16 protein-coding genes are annotated in these 18,079 nt (G+C 60.0%); 10 read left to right on the top strand and 6 right to left on the bottom strand.

All coding sequences use genetic code 11. The features are described 5' to 3' along the window. The 4 genes from F3J19_RS24270 to F3J19_RS33015 all read left to right on the top strand — a co-directional run. A partial coding sequence (locus F3J19_RS24270; protein ID WP_205193199.1) for an FAD-binding protein occupies nt 1-311 on the top strand: 311 nt, incomplete at its 5' end. Between the two features lie 52 nt (nt 312-363). Continuing rightward, the gene (locus tag F3J19_RS24265) at nt 364-1,425 is read left to right on the top strand and encodes a cupin domain-containing protein (RefSeq protein WP_167047190.1); all 1,062 of its coding nucleotides are present in this window, start codon (nt 364-366) and stop codon (nt 1,423-1,425) included. 38 nt (nt 1,426-1,463) lie between these two features. After that, nucleotides 1,464-3,122, top strand: coding sequence for an FAD-dependent oxidoreductase (locus F3J19_RS24260; protein ID WP_167047187.1), 1,659 nt, complete (start codon nt 1,464-1,466; stop codon nt 3,120-3,122). Between the two features lie 85 nt (nt 3,123-3,207). After that, nucleotides 3,208-3,336: a hypothetical protein gene (locus F3J19_RS33015; protein ID WP_275691486.1), complete on the top strand. Its 129-nt coding sequence runs from the start codon at nt 3,208-3,210 to the stop codon at nt 3,334-3,336. A gap of 75 nt (nt 3,337-3,411) precedes the next feature. On the opposite strand, the gene F3J19_RS24255 is transcribed toward F3J19_RS33015, so the two are convergent. From F3J19_RS24255 to F3J19_RS24235, 5 genes are all read right to left on the bottom strand, one after another. Then, nucleotides 3,412-4,263 (bottom strand): alpha/beta hydrolase, encoded by an 852-nt coding sequence (locus F3J19_RS24255; RefSeq protein ID WP_167047183.1) that lies wholly within the window; start codon nt 4,261-4,263, stop codon nt 3,412-3,414. Between the two features lie 72 nt (nt 4,264-4,335). After that, nucleotides 4,336-5,223, bottom strand: a complete 888-nt coding sequence (locus tag F3J19_RS24250; protein ID WP_167047180.1) for a fumarylacetoacetate hydrolase family protein — start codon at nt 5,221-5,223, stop codon at nt 4,336-4,338. 52 nt (nt 5,224-5,275) lie between these two features. Continuing rightward, the gene (locus tag F3J19_RS24245; RefSeq protein ID WP_167047177.1) at nt 5,276-6,433 is read right to left on the bottom strand and encodes a CoA transferase; all 1,158 of its coding nucleotides are present in this window, start codon (nt 6,431-6,433) and stop codon (nt 5,276-5,278) included. A gap of 321 nt (nt 6,434-6,754) precedes the next feature. Beyond that, nucleotides 6,755-7,987: a porin gene (locus F3J19_RS24240; protein ID WP_167047174.1), complete on the bottom strand. Its 1,233-nt coding sequence runs from the start codon at nt 7,985-7,987 to the stop codon at nt 6,755-6,757. Nucleotides 7,988-8,221: 234 nt separating this feature from the next. Next, nucleotides 8,222-9,463, bottom strand: coding sequence for a multidrug effflux MFS transporter (locus F3J19_RS24235; RefSeq protein WP_167047171.1), 1,242 nt, complete (start codon nt 9,461-9,463; stop codon nt 8,222-8,224). A gap of 465 nt (nt 9,464-9,928) precedes the next feature. On the opposite strand from F3J19_RS24235, the gene F3J19_RS24230 reads away from it, so the two are divergent. Together F3J19_RS24230 and F3J19_RS24225 are read left to right on the top strand one after the other, a co-directional pair. Then, complete coding sequence (locus F3J19_RS24230; RefSeq protein ID WP_167047168.1) at nt 9,929-11,155, top strand: MFS transporter; 1,227 nt, start codon at nt 9,929-9,931, stop codon at nt 11,153-11,155. A gap of 117 nt (nt 11,156-11,272) precedes the next feature. Next, complete coding sequence (locus F3J19_RS24225) at nt 11,273-12,520, top strand: ABC transporter substrate-binding protein (RefSeq protein WP_167047165.1); 1,248 nt, start codon at nt 11,273-11,275, stop codon at nt 12,518-12,520. Between the two features lie 28 nt (nt 12,521-12,548). On the opposite strand, the gene F3J19_RS24220 is transcribed toward F3J19_RS24225, so the two are convergent. Further along, nucleotides 12,549-13,307 (bottom strand): GntR family transcriptional regulator, encoded by a 759-nt coding sequence (locus F3J19_RS24220; RefSeq protein ID WP_167047163.1) that lies wholly within the window; start codon nt 13,305-13,307, stop codon nt 12,549-12,551. 285 nt (nt 13,308-13,592) lie between these two features. Between F3J19_RS24220 and F3J19_RS24215 the strand changes: the two genes are divergently transcribed. The 4 genes from F3J19_RS24215 (at nt 13,593) to F3J19_RS24200 (ending at nt 18,071) form a co-directional block, all read left to right on the top strand. Beyond that, entirely contained in the window at nt 13,593-15,095 is a 1,503-nt protein-coding gene (locus F3J19_RS24215) for an aldehyde dehydrogenase family protein (protein WP_167047160.1), read from the top strand. A gap of 103 nt (nt 15,096-15,198) precedes the next feature. Next, entirely contained in the window at nt 15,199-16,089 is an 891-nt protein-coding gene (locus F3J19_RS24210; RefSeq protein ID WP_167047157.1) for an enoyl-CoA hydratase/isomerase family protein, read from the top strand. Nucleotides 16,090-16,144: 55 nt separating this feature from the next. Further along, nucleotides 16,145-17,299 carry a CoA transferase gene (locus tag F3J19_RS24205; protein ID WP_240159196.1) on the top strand — a complete coding sequence of 385 codons (1,155 nt, stop codon included), beginning with the start codon at nt 16,145-16,147 and terminating at the stop codon, nt 17,297-17,299. A 73-nt stretch (nt 17,300-17,372) separates the two neighbouring features. Then, nucleotides 17,373-18,071 carry an SDR family oxidoreductase gene (locus tag F3J19_RS24200; RefSeq protein WP_167047152.1) on the top strand — a complete coding sequence of 233 codons (699 nt, stop codon included), beginning with the start codon at nt 17,373-17,375 and terminating at the stop codon, nt 18,069-18,071. Nucleotides 18,072-18,079 lie beyond the last annotated feature (8 nt).

Below are 18,079 nucleotides of genomic sequence, written 5' to 3'. Positions count from 1 at the left end.
ACTACACGAAGGTTCTGGAGCCGCTGGCCGACAAGCTCGGCGCGGCGCTGGGCGCCTCGCGCGCGGCGGTCGACGCGGGCTACGTGCCGAACGACTATCAGGTGGGTCAGACCGGCAAGATCGTCGCACCGCAACTGTACGTCGCGGTCGGCATCTCGGGGGCGATCCAGCATCTGGCGGGCATGAAGGACTCGAAGGTGATCGTCGCGATCAACAAGGACGAGGAAGCGCCGATTTTCAGCGTCGCCGATTATGGTCTCGTGAATGACCTGTTTACCGCCGTACCTGAGCTGGTAGAAGCACTTCGATAACGACAAGCCAACAATCGCCGCATCCCGACGGACAAAATCAACCGGAGTTGCCATGAACGAAACAGTCATGTCGGACACCGCGCAACGCAAGGCACTGGCAGACGAGCTGGACAGCTATAACTGCCGTATCGCCCAACCCACCGATGGCCCGCTTTTCACGCGCGAGCCACAATCGACGATGCAGGCGGCGCACTGGAAAGCCGCCGATCTCGCGCGTCTGCTCGAGAAAATCGGGGCGAATATCAAGCTTGAAGCGGGCGGTCAGCGTAGGACCTTGCGTCTCGCCAACCGCGGGTTGCCGTTTGGCACCACGCCGACGATCTGGGCCTCGATCCAGTACATCCTGCCTGGCGAGATCGCCACCGCCCATCGCCATACAGCCAGCGCGCTGCGTTTCATCATGCAGGGCCGTGGGGCAGACACGATCGTCGACGGCGAACGCTATGAGATGAATGAGGGCGATCTCGTGCTCACGCCGGCTTGGGCCTGGCACGATCACGAACACAAAGGCGATGAGCCGATGATCTGGCTGGACGTGCTCGACATCTCGCTGGTGCGCTCGATGCACGCGACTTTCTTCGAGGGCTCCGCTACACCACGCCAGCCGGTACTGGCGATTCCGGATCACTCGTATCGCCGCTACGGCAGTGGTCTCATGCGTCCACTCAACGATACCGCCGTACCCGAACTCAATCCGCTGCTGGTTTACTCGGCGGAACGCGCACAGGAGGCGCTGCGTCTTGCAGCTGGGTTGCCCCCCGATCCATTCGACGACACCGCACTCGAATACGTCAATCCGGTGACAGGTGGCCCGGCGTTGCCGACGATCGGCACGGTGTTGCAATCGTTGCGACCAGGCATGCATACGAAAGCACATCGCCACACGGGCAGCGTCGTCTATTACGTGATGCGTGGAGAGGGCGCGACGATCGTCAACGGCACGACGTTCGAATGGGGCGCGGGCGACTTCATGGCGATTCCGCCCTGGGCTGTGCATGAGCATATCAATCGCTCTCACGAGACGTCCACGATGCTGTTTCAGGTCAACGACATTCCGGCACTGCGCAAGCTCGGCCTGTATCGCGAAGAGGCCGTCGAGGTCGCACCGGCATGACGGAACTGGGAAAGTCGATAAACACTGGGAGACTGTAGATGCAAACACCCGTATTGATTGTGGGCGCTGGCCCAATCGGACTGGCACTCGCCGGCGACCTCGGTTTTCGCGGCGTGCCGTGCACGCTGATCGAACGAAGCGATGGCCAGGTAACCCAGCCGAAGATGGACATGGTCGGCGTGCGTACCATGGAATATTGTCGGCGCTGGGGTATCGTGCCGTGGGTACATGATGCTGGCTATAACCGCGCCTATCCGCAAGACTGCGCCTGGGTGACAGGACTGAAGGGCTACGAATTCGGTCGGGAAGTATTTCCCAGCCCACAGGACGAAAAGTGTCCGCCGCAGAGTCCGCAAAAGCGCGAACGCTGTCCGCAAAATTTCTTCGATCCGGTGCTGCGTCGCTTCGCGCAACAACAGAAAGGCGTCGAGATTCGATACAACACGGAGCTGGTCGAATTCAGCGAGACCTCGGACGGTGTGGTCGCCAAGGTGCGCGACGTGAAAACCGGCGAAGAGTCGGTAATCGAGGCGAGCTATCTGGTTGGCTCGGACGGCGGCGCGAGCGTTGTGCGTCAAGCGCTGGGTATCGGCATGACCGGCGAGCCGACGCTGACGTATACCACCAACGTGGTGTTCCGTAGCGACAATCTCGAAGCGTTGCATGACAAGAAGCCGGCGTACCGCTATATCTTCATCGGCCCCGAGGGAACGTGGGCCACGCTTGTCGCCATCAACGGACGCGATCAGTGGCGCTTCTCGCTCGTTGGCGACGAAACACGGCTCACGCTCACAGAGGAGCAGATGAGTGCCGCGATCGTTCGCGCGGTCGGCCGCGAGTTCGACTTCGAGATTCTGTCGATGCTGCCGTGGGTTCGCCGCCAGTTGGTGGCGGACAGCTATGGCACGAAGCGCGTGTTCATCGCCGGTGATGCAGCGCATCTGACGTCCCCCACCGGAGGCTTCGGCATGAACACCGGTATTCAGGACGCGGTCAATCTGTCGTGGAAACTTGCCGCCACGTTGCACGGCTGGGGTGGCGAGCACCTGCTTGCGACTTATGAAACGGAACAGCGCCCGGTGGCGATCCGCAACGTCGCGGAGGCGACCGGCAATCTCAAACGGATGCTCTCGCCGAGGGTGTTGTCGCCGTCCAGGGAAATCTTCGAAGATGGTCCCGGTTCCGAAGCGGCGCGTATCGAGTTCGGCATTCAATACACAGAACTGATGAAGCGCGAGTGGTTCTCGATCGGCATTCACCTTGGGTATATGTACGAGGGTTCGCCGATCATCGTTCCCGATGGCACGCCGCAACCGCCCGATGAGGTGTCGTCCTACGTGCAGACAGCGCGTCCGGGCTCACGTGCGCCGCACGTGTGGCTTGCGCAGGACGAATCGACGCTCGACCTGTTCGGTAAGGAGTTCGTGCTGATGTGCTTCTCGCCGGCGGTCACGGAGAGCGAGGCATTGCGCGACGCTGCGGCCCGGCGTCATGTGCCGTTCAGGTCGGTCGATATCGATAACGAGGAAGCGCGCCGCCTGTATGAACGGCGACTCGTGCTGGTGCGTCCAGACGGACAGGTGGCCTGGCGTGGCGATGAACTGCCGGACGATCCGCTCGCGCTGATCGATACGGTGCGCGGTTCGGCTAATACGAAGACGAACACGATGTCATTGGCACAGCAGAACGAGGCTTAAGAAAAGGACACGCGGCTGAAAAGGCCGCGTATGTCCTGGCCGGCGACGCAAGATATGCAGCACCGACATAACTGAGGAGCCCTTCATGAAAACGTACAGCAGAGCGTGGTGGCTTGATTTGCAAAACCATGCGGTCACGACGAAAGACCGACTGGTGTGCGCGATGATGCTGTGCGCGCTGGCATATACGGGCAGCGTGCCGGTGGTGGAATAAAAAAATCGTTCTCCCTTACTGCGGAAGAACGATATTCGATCCTGGAGAGATCAGGCAGTCTGCTTTTAGTGCAGTTCAGTCGCGTGTGGCGCTTGTGCCTGTCGGCACAAGACGGTCCAGAAACTCCAGGATGGCCGAGTTGAACGCATCGTTGCGATCGCCCGCGATCATATGCCCGGCGCCCGGCATCAACGCCGTTTCCAGTTGCGGCAAACGTGCGCGCAATTCATCGATCCCGCTGCTTGAGACGACATCGCTCTGCGCACCATGCACGAGCAAAGTGGGGATCTTGATGTTTGGGCACATGTCGAGCAGACGGTTGGTGCTTTTCTCGCGCTGCTCGTCGTTGCGACTGGCGAAGAAACGCGGGTCCCAATGCCAATAGAGACGTCCGTCTTCGCGCAGGCGAAGATTCTTCATCAACCCGCGCGGATCACGAGGGCGCGGACGATGCGGGTTGTAAGCCGCGACCGCATCAGAAGCCTCTTCGATATTGGCGAAACCGTCCGGATAGCCGTTGAGGAAGTCGTGGACACGACGTAGGCCCCTCGGGTCGACGCGCGGCGCGATGTCCACCAGCACCAGCGCACGGGCCAGCTTGCCCTTGCTGCGACCGACGGTATGCATTGCCGTCATTCCCCCCATCGACGCGCCGATGAGCACCGGTTCGGCAGCCACCATGCCGATCACGGCTTCGAGGTCGTCGGCAAGGTGGTTATAGGAGTAGTTCAGTTCAGCCGACCAGTCGCTTTCGCCGTGACCGCGTGCGTCGAATGCGAGTGCATGGTAGCCGAGCTCACCGAGTGTTTTGACCGTGCCGCGCCAGGAATGACGTGTCTGGCCACCGCCGTGCAGCAGGATCACGGCGGGCCGACCGGGTTCACCGCTTTCCGTCGCGCTCAAGGTGACGCCGTCTTCCATCTTCATACGGCGCGTATGCAGACTGTGGTGCACGGGCGGTTTCGTTCGGGCAGTATCCATGCGTTCGCCTGCTTCCGTTCAGTTGACCGGTTTGTCCCACACAGGGTGATTGCCCCCTTGGCTCTGCACGACGTCGAGCGTCATCGCGCCGACTCCGGCGATTTCGATCGTGACCTTGTCGCCGCCATGAAGCGGGCCGACGCCGGCAGGCGTACCGGTTGCGATGATGTCACCGGGGTAGAGCGTCATGACGGCGGAGGCCATGCGAATCATCTCCGGAATATCGACGATCAGATCCCGCGTACTGGCTTTCTGTCTAATCTCGCCGTTCACCGAGAGTTGCAGATCGATCGCGTCGTAGTCAGGCACTTCGTCGGCGGTCACGAGGTAGGGGCCGACCGGGCAGAACGTGTCATAGGATTTGCGCATCACGCGCTCTTCCTTGCCACGCACCACTACGTCAATCAGGCACGCGTAGCCGAACACGTGTTCGAGCGCAGCGGCGCGGCTGATTTCACGGCCGCCTTTACCGAGAATGATCGCGAGCTCGCATTCGTGATGAATCTGACGATTCGCAATCGCGGGTAGCACGATCGGCTCGGACGGCCCGCTCAGGCTCGAGTTCGCCTTCAGGAAAAAGCCTTGGCCGTCCGCCTTGAATGGCGAAATGAGCCCGGTGCCGCGCTTCATTTCTTCCACGTGCGCGTGGTAGTTCGCCGGGAATGCGATCACCTTGTTAGGCCACGCGACCGGCGTTTCCAGCTTCACGCTCGAAAGCGGCACGCGATTGCCGCTTTGCGCATGGTCCTCGAGTTTGTCGCGCAACGCGGCAAAGCGGTCGATCACGTGCAGCATGCCAACCGGCGGCCACGTGTCCGGCGTGGCGTTCACGAGATCGGATACGTCGACGATATCGTCACCGACCACGACGCCGATTCGTCCGCCATCGAAACTTGCAAGTTTCATGTCAATTTCCTGGTTGAGTTGTTCCGTGTTTCTGGCTATTGCGTGCGCCGTCTCAGTGTCCGCCGATTGCCTCATCGTGTTCGCCGATAGCGGGTGGCCCCGAACGCGCAGTCAGCCTGCGGTCGTCGAAACTGGCCGGGTAACGCGCCGTGCGAATCGGGCCGACCGGCGAATCCACGAAGCTGTACACCTGATTGTTTTCTACCTGCGGGTCATGCAGGAACTCGTCGAGTGAGAACACCGGCGCGGCAGGCACGTCCATCTCGCTGAAGCGTTGCAGCCAGAATGCCGTGTTGTTTTCCTTGACAACCGCGCCGACGCGGCGAAAAAACTCTTCAGCCATGGCGACCGGGTCACGCATCTGCTTGAATTCGTCCTTCCATTCCGGGCGTTCGATCGCGTTGAGCGTCTTCGACATTTGCGCGCCGTTGGCAGGTGAGATCACGACGAAACCATCGGCTGTCTCCAGCACTTGCGATGCGGGTGGTTTCCACGCGGACGTGTCGCCCTCGAATGTGCGGTGCTGGAACATGTCGGGGAAGTTGAAATAGCCCATCACGTCGAGCATCGGCAACTGAACATAGCCGCCTTTGCCGGTTTTCTCGCGCTCGTACAGAGCGGCCAGCACAGCCTGCGCGCCGAATGCACCGGTGACCTTGTCGACCATATTGAACGGCGTTACCGCGGGCTTGCCGTTGCGTCCCTCTGACGCGACGATGCCGGTGCGGCCCTGGATCAGCGAGTCGAAAGCAGGGGCATTGGCAAGCGCGCCAGTGTCGCCGAAGCCGTTGATCGACAACCGGATCAGACGCGGATAGCGCGTTTCCAGTACATCGCGGCCGAGCCCGAGCGACGCGGCGACGCGGGGCCGCCAGTTCTCGATGAGGATGTCCGCGCGTTCTAGCAGGTTATGCAGGCGGTGCGTGCCTTCTGCCGTTTTCAGATCGATCACGACGCTGCGTTTGCCGCGATTCGCGTTGGTCCACGACGCGCCGTAGCCTTCACGGTTGTGGCCGAATTTGCGGAATCCGTCGCCGCCAGGCGGCTCGACCTTGATGACGTCGGCGCCGAGATCGGCGAGCATCATCGAGGCAAACGGTCCCGTGAGAAAACTTGAGGTTTCCACGACGACGATACCGTCGAGCGGCCGCTTCGGTACTGTAGCTTGAGCGGAGGATGTGGTGTGGTCGAGGGTGTTGGGGTCTGACATCGGGCGTCTCTCTGGCTGGATTTGCTGCCGTGTGAATATTCGTATCTCGTGATAGTAATTAATATCATTGGATCAACCTTTGAAATTATCATGATGGATCGCTTTGACGATGTCAAGCGGTAGTGATGCTGAGGCACGCGGGAGTGCGGCGCCGGGAGAAGCTCGCAACGGGTAAGGCAGACAGTCGAAGCGCTGTGCTCAAAAACGAAGTGGCCGCGTATTGCCCGATATACGGGGCAGTACGCGGCCAGATGAATGCCGAAAGATTGGGATACGGCGAGCAATGGTGCCGATGGTCGAGTCGCCGTACGTGACCGCGCCTTAAAACTTGTGCCGGATACCGACCCGAACCACCACCTGGTTCGATGTGTCGCTCGGCGTGAGTGTGACCAGGTAAGGCACAGCAGCCTGATTGGTCGAATCGACACCGGAGGCTTTCATGAATGCTCCCGTCAGATAGAGGTCGGTTCGCTTCGACAGGAAGTAATCGGCGATTGCATTGACAGTCTGGTATTTGGCGGGCTTCTTCCCGTCAACGGCGCCGCCAGTGAGATAGTTGTACGCCGCACCGATTTCGAGCGTCGGTGTGACGTAATAGCCCGCAAAGATCGAGTAGTTGTTGAATGCCGCGTTGCCGGTGTACCCAAATGGATTGGTTTGGCTCAGCGTACCCGAGTTCGGACTGTTCAGATTCTGGAAGCGGGTATTCGTATAGCCACCGCCGATCGTCAGGCCGCCTGTCGTGTATTGCAGCGCCGACGCGAAGATTAGCAGCTTCCCAGCCGATGCAAACCCGCCGTAAATCGGATTGACCTGGACACCAGTCACGGAGCCGAGGTTATTGCCCGTGGGTGAACCTGTCGAACCATTGCCCCAGAACGACTGGTTTGGGTTGTCGATATGCATGTATCCGGCTGCGGCAATAACAGGCCCGGTGGTGTAACGCGCGCCGACCGACCAGATACTGTTCTTGCCGAACTCTCCCGGCGCACCGCCGAAGCTATACACGCCGGTTACAAGAAGCCCGTGATAGGTCGGGCTCGTATATTTGATCGAGTTATTGATGCGCTGGGAATCCGCTACGTTATCGATGTCGCCAGGGTGGTCGGCGAATGCGCCGCCCGCGTACGTGCCTGCCTGCATCACGCCGATCACGTCGACGATCGAGTCGTATTGTCGGCCGGCGGTCAGTGAGCCCCACGGCGCCGTCACTCCGACGAACGCCTGGCGGCCGAAAAAGGTACCGCCCTGCTGGAATTTACCGGTGCCGACGTCGAAGCCGTCCTCAAGCGTGAAGACTGCCTTGTAGCCGTCACCCAGATCTTCGACACCTTTGAGGCCCCAACGTGAAGCCTGCACCAGACCCGTTGTCATGGAGATGACGCTGCCGCCGGTTCTACCGTTCGGCGCACCGGCTTTGGCAGTCTGTGCGTTGTTGACGTAGTTAATACCTTCATCCAACAGACCATATAGCGTGACGCTGCTCTCTGCGAAAGCGGGTGCCCATACCGCGAGAGTTAGCGCACCTATCAAGGTTTTTGTGAGCTTCAACATTGTCTCCTGGGTTTCTTATTGCACCGGATCGGCGCTTCATGAACCGGGTTTTATTGAATGTTTTCTGGCTCTTTGTATTGTTATTGGATGAACCATTGATCGAAAATATAAAGTATCCAATTTTGCTGTCAAACCGAGCAAACCCTAATGCATACCGTCATGCATCGCGAACATGCCGGCGCGCTTTCGCCGGGTATTCATCCGGGTATTTGTCGGTTGTATTCCAGGAAACAGTCACGCGATCGAACTCTGATCCACGACTTCCTCGGCATCGGCCAGCGCGACCGGTCGCGGCGCGGCCTTGAACGAAAACCATGCGATTGCGCTCGAGACAATCAGCGCGACGATCATTGAAATGGTTGGATCGCTTGGCGAGAGGCCGATCGCGGCAGTGCAGAGTGACCCATATGCCATCTGCAGGCAGCCATAGAGACCGGCCGCCGCGCCGACCACGGAGGCATCGACATCGAGCGCGCTGCTGATCGCATAAGGGCTCGACAGTCCGGTTGCAAAGAACATGACGATCATCGGTACCATCACCGAGACGAGTGTGATCGAATTGGCGGCATACGACACGATGAGGCTCAGCGACGCGCCCGCCATGATGGCGGCCGCTATCAGCAGTGCCGATCGCGCGGGAAAACTTCCTGCCATGTGTTTGGCTGCGCTTTGGCCGCTTGCCAGTCCGACCACTAGCGAGAAGTACGCGAAACCGAACGCTTGCGGCGACAGTCCGAGACGCGACTCGAGAATGAATGGCGAAGCGGACAGGAAAGCGTAGATGCCGGTGGTCGCACTGGCGCCGCCGATGCTATATGCGAGAAACGACGGCGAGCGCAGCAGGTGGGTATAGCTGATCAGGTAGCGACCGATCCGGAAATTGCGCGACGGGACGTGCGTTTCCGGTACTACGAGCCACACGGAGACAAGCACGAGCACATTCGTCGCGCTCATCGTGATGAAGATCCAGCGCCAGCCGAGATGGGCAACGAATTGCGCGCCGATCACGGGCGCGACCGCTGTTGCAACCGCCATCGCAATGCTGAGTGTGGCAAGGCGCCGGATCAACGTCGTCGAGCCCGAACTGTCTCTGGCAATCGCGCGTCCGAGTACGAGCCCGGAACAGCCACCCAGCGCCTGCAAGACTCGGGCGAGTTCGAGCCACTTCAACGACGGGGCGCAAGCGGCCGCGACGCTGGCTATCGCAAACAACGTCAGTCCTGCCAATAGCACTGGACGCCGCCCGTAGCGATCCGAGAGTGGTCCGTAGATGAGCTGGCCGATTGAAAGCCCAATGATGTATAGCGTGATCGTCAAACCGATTCCTGCCGTCGATGCATGCAGATCGCGAGCCGCCGACGGCAGAGCGGGCACGAATACATGAAGCGGAAACGTACCGGACAGTGTGATGCAAACAAGGATGAACAGCGATGGCGCACGCACGAGGGTTTGAGTGGAAGCACAGGATGTATTCATGGTGGCGCGGCTCAAAGACGGTGACGGAAGCAGTCCTCAGGACTGGATGTTGGCCGTATGGGCGAGTGGATGGCTAGCGAGGCACGAGAAGCTCGACCACCAGTTCGGGGCGCTCCAGCACGCCGGATTCCATTGCACGAACCGTGCAGGATAAGCCGGCCAGCCTGTCGCCGATGATCGCGACGTCCACTATGTTCTGTGCCGCTGCAGTCAAGCCGTCGTGGCTCTACATGGAAGTACGCAGCTAGTAAAGTCACCGTTGTGTCATTGGATGAACCATTAATATATGGCTGCGTCAGTATGGATGTCAATGCGGATTCGTCGAGGAAACGGCACGCTGCTGCATTTCCGGCGGTAGGGTATACAGCAATCGTTTTGTTTTTACAATGGATGAACCATTATGTTTTGCGATGGATGTGATACCTGCCGGTGAAAAAATCTGAGGACGACGTGATGAAATCTCGCATGCAACTGATGGTAGGCGACGTATCGGCGACAACCCTGAACGATGCCACTATCAGAAGCTTTCGATGGGTGATCCTGCTCGTGATCTGGGCCGCGTTCATGGTGAGTTGCGTAGACCGTTTTGCATGGGCCAGCATTGCCGCCCCAGTGGGGCACGCGCTGGGGTTCAAGCTCGCGTTGCTGGGCTCGCTGACTACTGCGTTTTATGTGGGCTATACGGTATCGTGTCCAATCGGTGGGATTCTTGCCGACAGGTTTGGCAGCCGCGCAACATTGGCGATCTCAATGTTTCCACTTGGCGTGCTGACATTCTGTTTCGGGTTCGTACAGACGTTCGGAATGGCAGTCGCGCTACATTTGTTGATGGGTTTTGCCGCGGGCGCGGAATATGGCCCGACCATCAAGATCCTGACGATGTGGTTCGGCAAGGACAAGGGCAGGGCGTTCGGCATCTGGGCGACCGGTACGTCGATCTCGGTCGTGGTGGCGAATGCAACCGTGCCACGTATCGCCGCGGCTTACGGCTGGCAGGCGGCGTATCAGATCCTCGGCATCGCGACATTGGTCTTTTCTCTTATCTGTTTCTGCGTGATTCGCAACACGCCCGACGGACAATCGGTGCCGCATATCACGCGGAAGCAGATCGCTTCGTTGCTGAAGAATCGCAACCTGTTGCTGCTTGCCCTCGGCGGTGCCGGGGCGTTGTACGGTACGCTCGGTTTCGTCGCGTGGGCGAACGCGCTGATGACCATTGCACACGGTATATCGCCGGTAGTGGCGGGTTCCGTACTGGTGTGGTTTGGTGTCGGTGCGTTCGTGTCGAAGCCGCTGTTCGGTTGGCTGTACGATCGGTTGGTCAATTACGCAAAGATCGTCACGATTCTCAACCTCGTAATCTTTATCGTGCTGCTAATTGTGTTCGGAAATTGCTCGTCGATTTCCTCGTATTATGCAATTGCACCGTTTCTCGGCGCGGCCGCTTACGGCTATACGCCGCTTCTGATCGGCCTGTTCACCCAGGCATCAGGACCGCAACTGGCTGGCGCAGCGGCTGGCTTTGTCAATACCGTCTGGTCGGTAGGCAGCTTTATCTCGCCTATCGTTGCAGGCTATGTGTTCCAGCATGGACGCTCGCTGACGAATACGCTGGGTGTCATTGCCATCGGCCCATTGCTCGGCGTGATTCTGCTGTGCTTCGTGCGCAAGCGCGCGGTTGCCGAGTCCTGACACTTACGTCGTTTCCCCTGGTATCGCTCTCCTTGACATCGTCACGCTCGATGACATATTTTCAAATGGTTGGGCCATTCAATGGTTTTAAAATAAACTTATCGATCAGGAGACATCATGCGGCGACGTTCCGGCGGGATATCTGGTTTGCTCAACGCTGCACGGCGAGGGCGCTGGCTGTTGCGGGCTGTGGTACTCGCGTTGCTCGCGAGCGCGTGGGCGCATACCGCATTGGCCGCGGCGCCTGTGCTGAAAATCTGTCATATCGACGATCGCAGTGGCGCGGCCGCTGATACCGGCACGCAGGGATATCAGGCCGTTCGTCTTGCGGTCGATCAGATCAACGCTGCCGGTGGTGTCGCCGGCCATCAGGTGGAACTGATCGGCTATGACGGCAAGACTGATCCGCAACTGTCGGCTTCGTTTGCGGCACGTTGCGCAGAAGATGATCATGCGCTGCTGATTATCGGCGCAAATCCGGCCGCGGTGGCGACGGGTATTGCCGCTGCTGCGAACGAGGACAGGATTCCGTTTTTCGTAATGGGCGCAACGGTCGACAAACTTACCGACCCGCCCGCGCCTTACCTGTTTCGTTTCGGTCCGGCGAACCGGCAGGATGCCGGGGCCGTGGCCGATCTGCTCGCGAAGCAGGGCTTTCGGCGCATTGCGATCATCAACTGCTCGGCACCATTCGGTATTGATGGTCAGCGCGCGATACTTGCCGCGTTGGCGGCTCGTCACATTTCCGTGGTGGTGCAGCAAACCTACGATACCGGGGCAGCCGATCTGACGCCGCAACTGCTGAGTATTCGCGATGCGAAGCCCGATGCGATGGTGATCTTTCCCTATCCCGCGGACGGTGCGCGCGTGCTGAGAACGGCGCAGCAACTGAATCTGAAGGTGCCTACCGTCGTGGTGCGCAGCGCCTTGCAGCAGGCTTTGCTCAAGTTGGCTGGTTCGAGTGCCGACGGCGTACTTGTGCCGAACACGGTCGACCCGAATCGTGCCGACGTAAAAGCGTTCTTCGCCGCATTCAATACGCGCTTTGGTCCGCATCTGCCGAACTTGTATCCGGCCGTGGCCTACGACGCGGCCCAGGCCGCGTTCCGCGCATTGGCCCAACCCGATGTCATCAAGGCCGTCGATAGTGGCAATGTGGAACAGGCGCGAGCGGCATTGCGCGATGCCGTCGAAAAGATCGGTTCGTTCGACGGCATCGAGGGAGCAACGGGCACGCACTATCAGTTCAGCGCGACGCGGCACCAGGGGCCGCCCGACGAGCACTGGTTCACGTTCATCGAGGTGGCTGAGAATGGCACCCGTTTCGTGGCCGCGAATCTCGACACGTTCCGGCCGAAACCCTGAGAGTCGGGTAAGGGCGGCGTGATGCGCGTCAGGTTCGCCGCCTGATTTTCTGCCACGCTCCGGTGTTTGGCGAGTGCGATGTCGCGTCTTCACGCTGTGGCAGATAGTGGCGCTCAAGCGCCTTCAGATGAACTTCCATTTCTCCAACTGCGTTCTCGGTGTCCCTTGCGAGCAGTTGCTTCAATAACCGGCGACGCGACGCCATCACCGTGCTGCTCGGCGCGGGTGTCAGGACTTCGAGCAGCAGGACCTGAATCTCGATTAGCGCGTCGGTGAGGATGATGAGCAGCGGGTTGCGCGACGCATTCGCGAGAATGCGGAAGAACTCGAGATTGATCGATACGCGTTCGCTGATATTACCTGCCTTCACCGCTGTTTCGGCGGCACGCACATTGTTGACCAGCGCGTCGAGATCCGCTTCGGACCCGCGTTCGCAGGTGGCGCGCGTGGTCGCTAACGCAACGACCATGCGTGCCTCGGTCAGGTGTTCGTGGCCGAGGGTGCCGAGCCGGAACAGGTCGGCGATGCCGGTGACCACGCCGTCGCCCTGGCCTTCGCGCACGAAAGCCCCACCGGTGGTCCCTTTGCGAAATTCAAGGACTCCGGATATCTCCAGGGTTCTCAGTGCTTCGCGCACGGTGTTGCGACTCAAGCCGAATTGCTCGGCCAGATCGCGCTCAGCGGGAAGCCGGTCGCCTGGACGCAATTCGCCGCTGCCGAGTTGCGCGCGGATTTGCAACGCCACTTCCTCGAATGCGCGACGAGCCTGAACGGGTGTGTGCGACACGGATGAGGCTGGCGCATCAGGACTCTCGTGAGATGGTGTTGCCCGTGCTTGTCTCGTTCGTTGTGCAGTATCCATGAGTCGAGCCTAAGTGGGATTGAGTGCCGATGGTACCCCGCGGACGATGCATTGGTGTACATGAAGACGTGTCTTTTTTATCGATGATGCGTCGACGCATTTTTCTGCTCGAAATAGTTTACTTGAAAGGTTGAACCATTTAATCTATATAAATATTGACATCTGAGTTGCCGACCCTTCGCGCGGTAGCTACTCATCTGGAGACGATCGATGCAACGTGGACTAGCCCATCCGTCACTCAGTCAGGCCGTGCGCCAGTTCGTTCAGCGACAGCATGGATTGCTGATCGACGGTAAGTGGAGCGAGGCACTGTCTGGCAAGACACTCGATGTCGAGGATCCCGGCACAGGCGAGTTGTTGACGCAAGTCGCAGCCGGTGAAGCTGCCGACGTGGACCGTGCCGTACGTGCCGCCCGCGTGGCGTTCGACAGCGGCCCATGGCGCCGCGTCAAGCCCGCGGAGCGCGGCAGGCTGCTGTGGAAGCTTGCCGATCTGATGAACGATCATGCTGACGAACTGGCTCAGCTCGAATCGCTCGACAACGGCAAACCGGTGGTGTTCGCGCGGGCAGTGGATGTCCTCGGCTCCATCGATATGGTTCGCTACTACGCCGGCTGGGCGACGAAGTTCGGCGGCGAAACGATCGATGTCTCCGTTCCCGGCGAATGGCATGCCTATTCGACGCGCGACCCGATTGGCGTGGTGGGGCAGATCGTGCCGTGGAATTACCCGCTCGGCATGGCGATATGGAAAATCGCGCCGGCACTCGCGGTAGGCTGCACGATCGTTCTCAAGCCGGCGGAGCAAACATCGTTGACCGCCTTGCGTCTCGGCGAACTGATTCTCGAAGCCGGCTTCCCGCCCGGTGTCGTCAATGTCGTTACGGGTTACGGTGAAACCGCGGGGTACGCGTTGGCGGCGCATCACCAGGTGGACAAAATCGCCTTCACCGGGTCGACGGAAGTCGGCAAGCTCGTCGTCAAAGCGGCGCTCGGCAACATGAAGCGCGTGTCGCTCGAACTAGGTGGTAAATCGCCCGTCATCGTTTTTCCCGATGCCGATATCCAGAAAGCAGCGCCGGCACTGGCACGCGCAGCTTTCTTCAATACCGGCCAGGTGTGCTCCGCGGGAACGCGGCTCTATGTACACGAGCACATCTATGACGAACTGGTCGATCAGGTGTACGCCGAGGTGTCCGGCTGGCAAATCGGTTACGGGCTCGACGCGGACACGAAGATGGGACCGCTGATTTCAGCTGCGCAGCACGCCCGCGTCACCGGCTATCTCGAAGCCGCGCGCAAGGATGGAGCGACGGTTCTGGGCGGTGCACCGAGCGAGGCGGAACAAGGCTATTTCGTGACGCCGGCCGTCCTCAAGAATACCCGGCCGACGATGTCAGTGGTGCGCGAAGAAATCTTCGGCCCCGTGCTGTGCGCAATGAGCTTTCGCGACGACGAAATCGAGCAGCTTGCAGAGCTCGCGAACGATACGAGCTACGGGCTTGCAGCCAGCATCTGGACTCGCAACCTTGGCGTCGCACACAAACTCGCGCGGCGCATCAAGGCCGGCTCGGTCGGCGTGAACGCGCATTCCGTGCCCGATCCGGCATTGCCGTTTGGCGGTTTCAAGCAATCGGGCTGGGGCCGTGAACGGGGTCGCGAGGTGCTCGAACTGTACACAGACGTGAAAAGCGTCGCCATCAATCTCGATTGATCTACTCGAATAGAACCGGCGCGCGTGGCGCCTGACAGTCATCCTGCCGCTGTCTGGACTCCGCTTACTCCGTTTAACTGGCTCAACCGATGAGGTAATTGAAGTGAATGAAACCCTAAGTCAACTGGTGACCTACGAAGCACGAGACGGTCGCGCGTACATCACGTTCAACCGCCCCGAGAAGAAGAACGCGCTTACTGAACAGATGCTGGACATGTTGATGGATCACCTCGATCGCGCCGAGGCCGATGACGATGTACGTGTAATCGTGTTTCGCGGGGCGGGTGGAGACTTCTGTACCGGACACGATCTTGCTGAAGTCGGCCACGAATACGGCGAACCGCAACTAGATGCGACGGGCAAACCGCGTCGTCCAAGTCAGCGGGCGCGCCTGCATCACGACAGGCACTACATTGCCCGTTTTCAGCGTATTTTTCTGTCGCCCAAACCGACGCTTGCATTGATCAGCGGCTATTGCATCGGGGCGGGCTTGTACATCGCCGAAGGTTGCGACCTGTCGATTGCGTCGGACAACGCGAAGATCGGCCATCCGGAGCAGAAGCTCGGCCTGTCCGGGGCGTCGTACTTTGGCGCCTGGGAAATCATGGCGATGGGGCCACGCAAGGCACGCGAGCTCCTGTTGCTTGCCGAACTGTGGAGCGCACAGGACGCACTTGCCGCAGGACTCGTGAACAGGGTCGTGCCGCAAGCGGAACTCACCGAGGCCGGCGAAGCATGGGCGGAACGTATCGTGCGCCTGCCACGTGACGGCCTGGCGATCGGCAAGGCGGCGGCGCATCTGGCTTATGACTCGCTGCGGCTCACGAGTCAGTTCTCGTACGGCTATGTGATGCATGCACTCGCGACTAACGTGCGCTACGAGAAAGACGAGTTCAATTTCATGAAGGCAAAGCGCGAGTCCGGCGTGCGGGCATCGAGCCACGGCCGGGAAGCGTTCTATAAATCGTCGGACGGCGCGGATACGCCCTCGTAAGCGCGCCCGAACGCTGCCTTGTTATGCACGCGGGTTTCATGGAAAGGAGATGACGTTGGGTGCTTTACACAAATTGCGCGTGCTGGATTTCACGCAGATGATGACGGGGCCGATGGCCACGATGATGCTCGGCGATTTCGGCGCCGACGTCATCAAGATCGAAGCACCGGAAGGCGATCCGTTTCGCGCATCGGGTGAAGTGACGCTGGGTGGCGACGGCGTGTTCTTTCTCAGCATGAATCGCAACAAGCGCGGCGTCGTGCTCGATCTGAAAACCGAGCAGGGACGCGAAACGGTCAAGGCTTTGGCCGCCCAGGCCGACGTCCTCGTCGAGAATTTTCGTCCAGGACTTGCCGAGAAGCTGGGGCTGGGCTATGACGAGTTGAGGGTGCTCAACCCGAGGCTCATCTTCTGCTCGATTACGGGTTTCGGTCGCGATGGCCCGGACCGCGATCGTCCGGCGCTCGACCAGGTGGTGCAAGCCGAATCCGGCCTGATGCAGATAACGGGGACGACGCAAAGCGGCCCGCTCAAAACGGGCTTTCCTTTCTCCGATCTCGTGACCGCACTGCTTGCCACGGCCGGCATTCTCAACGCGGTTATCGCGCGCTACGAAACCGGTGTCGGCCAGCGAGTCGATCTGTCGATGCTCGACGCGTCGATCTTCAGTATCGCGCCGCGTGACGTCTATTACGCAGCAACTGGCAAGACGCCGCCCCGGACCGGCAACGAGCATTGGGACATCGTGCCCAACAATACCTACGCGACACGCGATGGCCGCGAGATCATGGTGATCTCGATCAACGACAAATTCTGGGTCATCCTCGCGCGCGCTCTGGGGTTGGGTGAGATGGCGATCGATCCATTGTTCGCGACGAAGTCCGCACGTCTGAAGAACCGTCAGTTGCTCGACGAGCGGGTCGCGGCGGCATTTCGTGAGCGCACGCTGGCCGAATGGGAAACGGTGTTGCGTGAAGCGGGCGCGATTTATGGCGCGGTACGCACGTGGGACGAGGTCTTCAACGATCCGCGCGTCGCCGGTGATCTCGTGCACTCGATAGAACATCCGTCTGCGGGCCCGCTCTCGGTCCTCAAAAACCCGCTGCAATTTTCCGCGACGCCGAACGAGATTCGCCGCCCACCGCCGCGACTCGGCGAGCACACGGACAGCGTGCTCGCCAATCCATTGGCTGCCTGGGAAGCGCGCTGAATAATGTGCTGAACAGCGGGCTGAGCGATGTGCCGGGTGCGGCCACTTTATGAGTTCACGTGGAGTAGAAAACATGTCAGAAAAAGTCGCTGTCGTTACCGGTGCGAATGGTCTGATTGGCCAGGCTATCTGCACCGTGCTGGAGAAGCAGGGATATACCGCGGTAGGTCTCGACATTGCCGAAAAAAGCGCACGAGGCGGTGCATATCGCCAGTGCGATCTGACCGACATCGACGCAATCGGCGCGGCGTTTGCCGCGATCGATAACCAGTACGGCACCGTGCGGGTATTGGTCAACAACGCGGGTGTCTGGCACGGCAAGACGTTTTTCGACATCACGCCCGCTGACTACGCCTTTACCTTCGATGTCAACGTGCGCGGCATGTTCTTCGCTTCGCAGGCGGTGGCGCGACGCCTGGTCGAGGTGGGCGGCGGCGGGGCGATCGTGAATCTGGCTTCGATCGTGGGACATACCGGCAGCGCGGTGACGGATTACGGCGGATCGAAGGCCGCGGTCATGGCTATTACGCGCGGTCTTGCAAAGCCGTTGGGCGCGCACGATATCCGTGTCAACGCGGTTTCGCCCGGCACGGTCAATACCGCGATGGGGGCTGCCGTGCCGAAAGCCGCGCGCGAGAAGTTCATCGCCGGCACCGCGCCGCAGCGTGCCGCGGAACCCGAAGAAATCGCGAACGTAGTGGGCTTTCTGGTGAGCGACGCGGCCAGCTACATGTACGGTGCAATCGTCGACGTGAACGGTGCCCTCTACTAATTGCAGCC

Origin of the sequence: Burkholderia sp. Ax-1724 (assembly GCF_011752995.1) — a bacterium.
Lineage (GTDB): Bacteria > Pseudomonadota > Gammaproteobacteria > Burkholderiales > Burkholderiaceae > Paraburkholderia.
The sequence above is the reverse complement of the archived record's forward strand: the minus strand, read 5'-3'. Positions and strand labels throughout refer to the sequence as shown.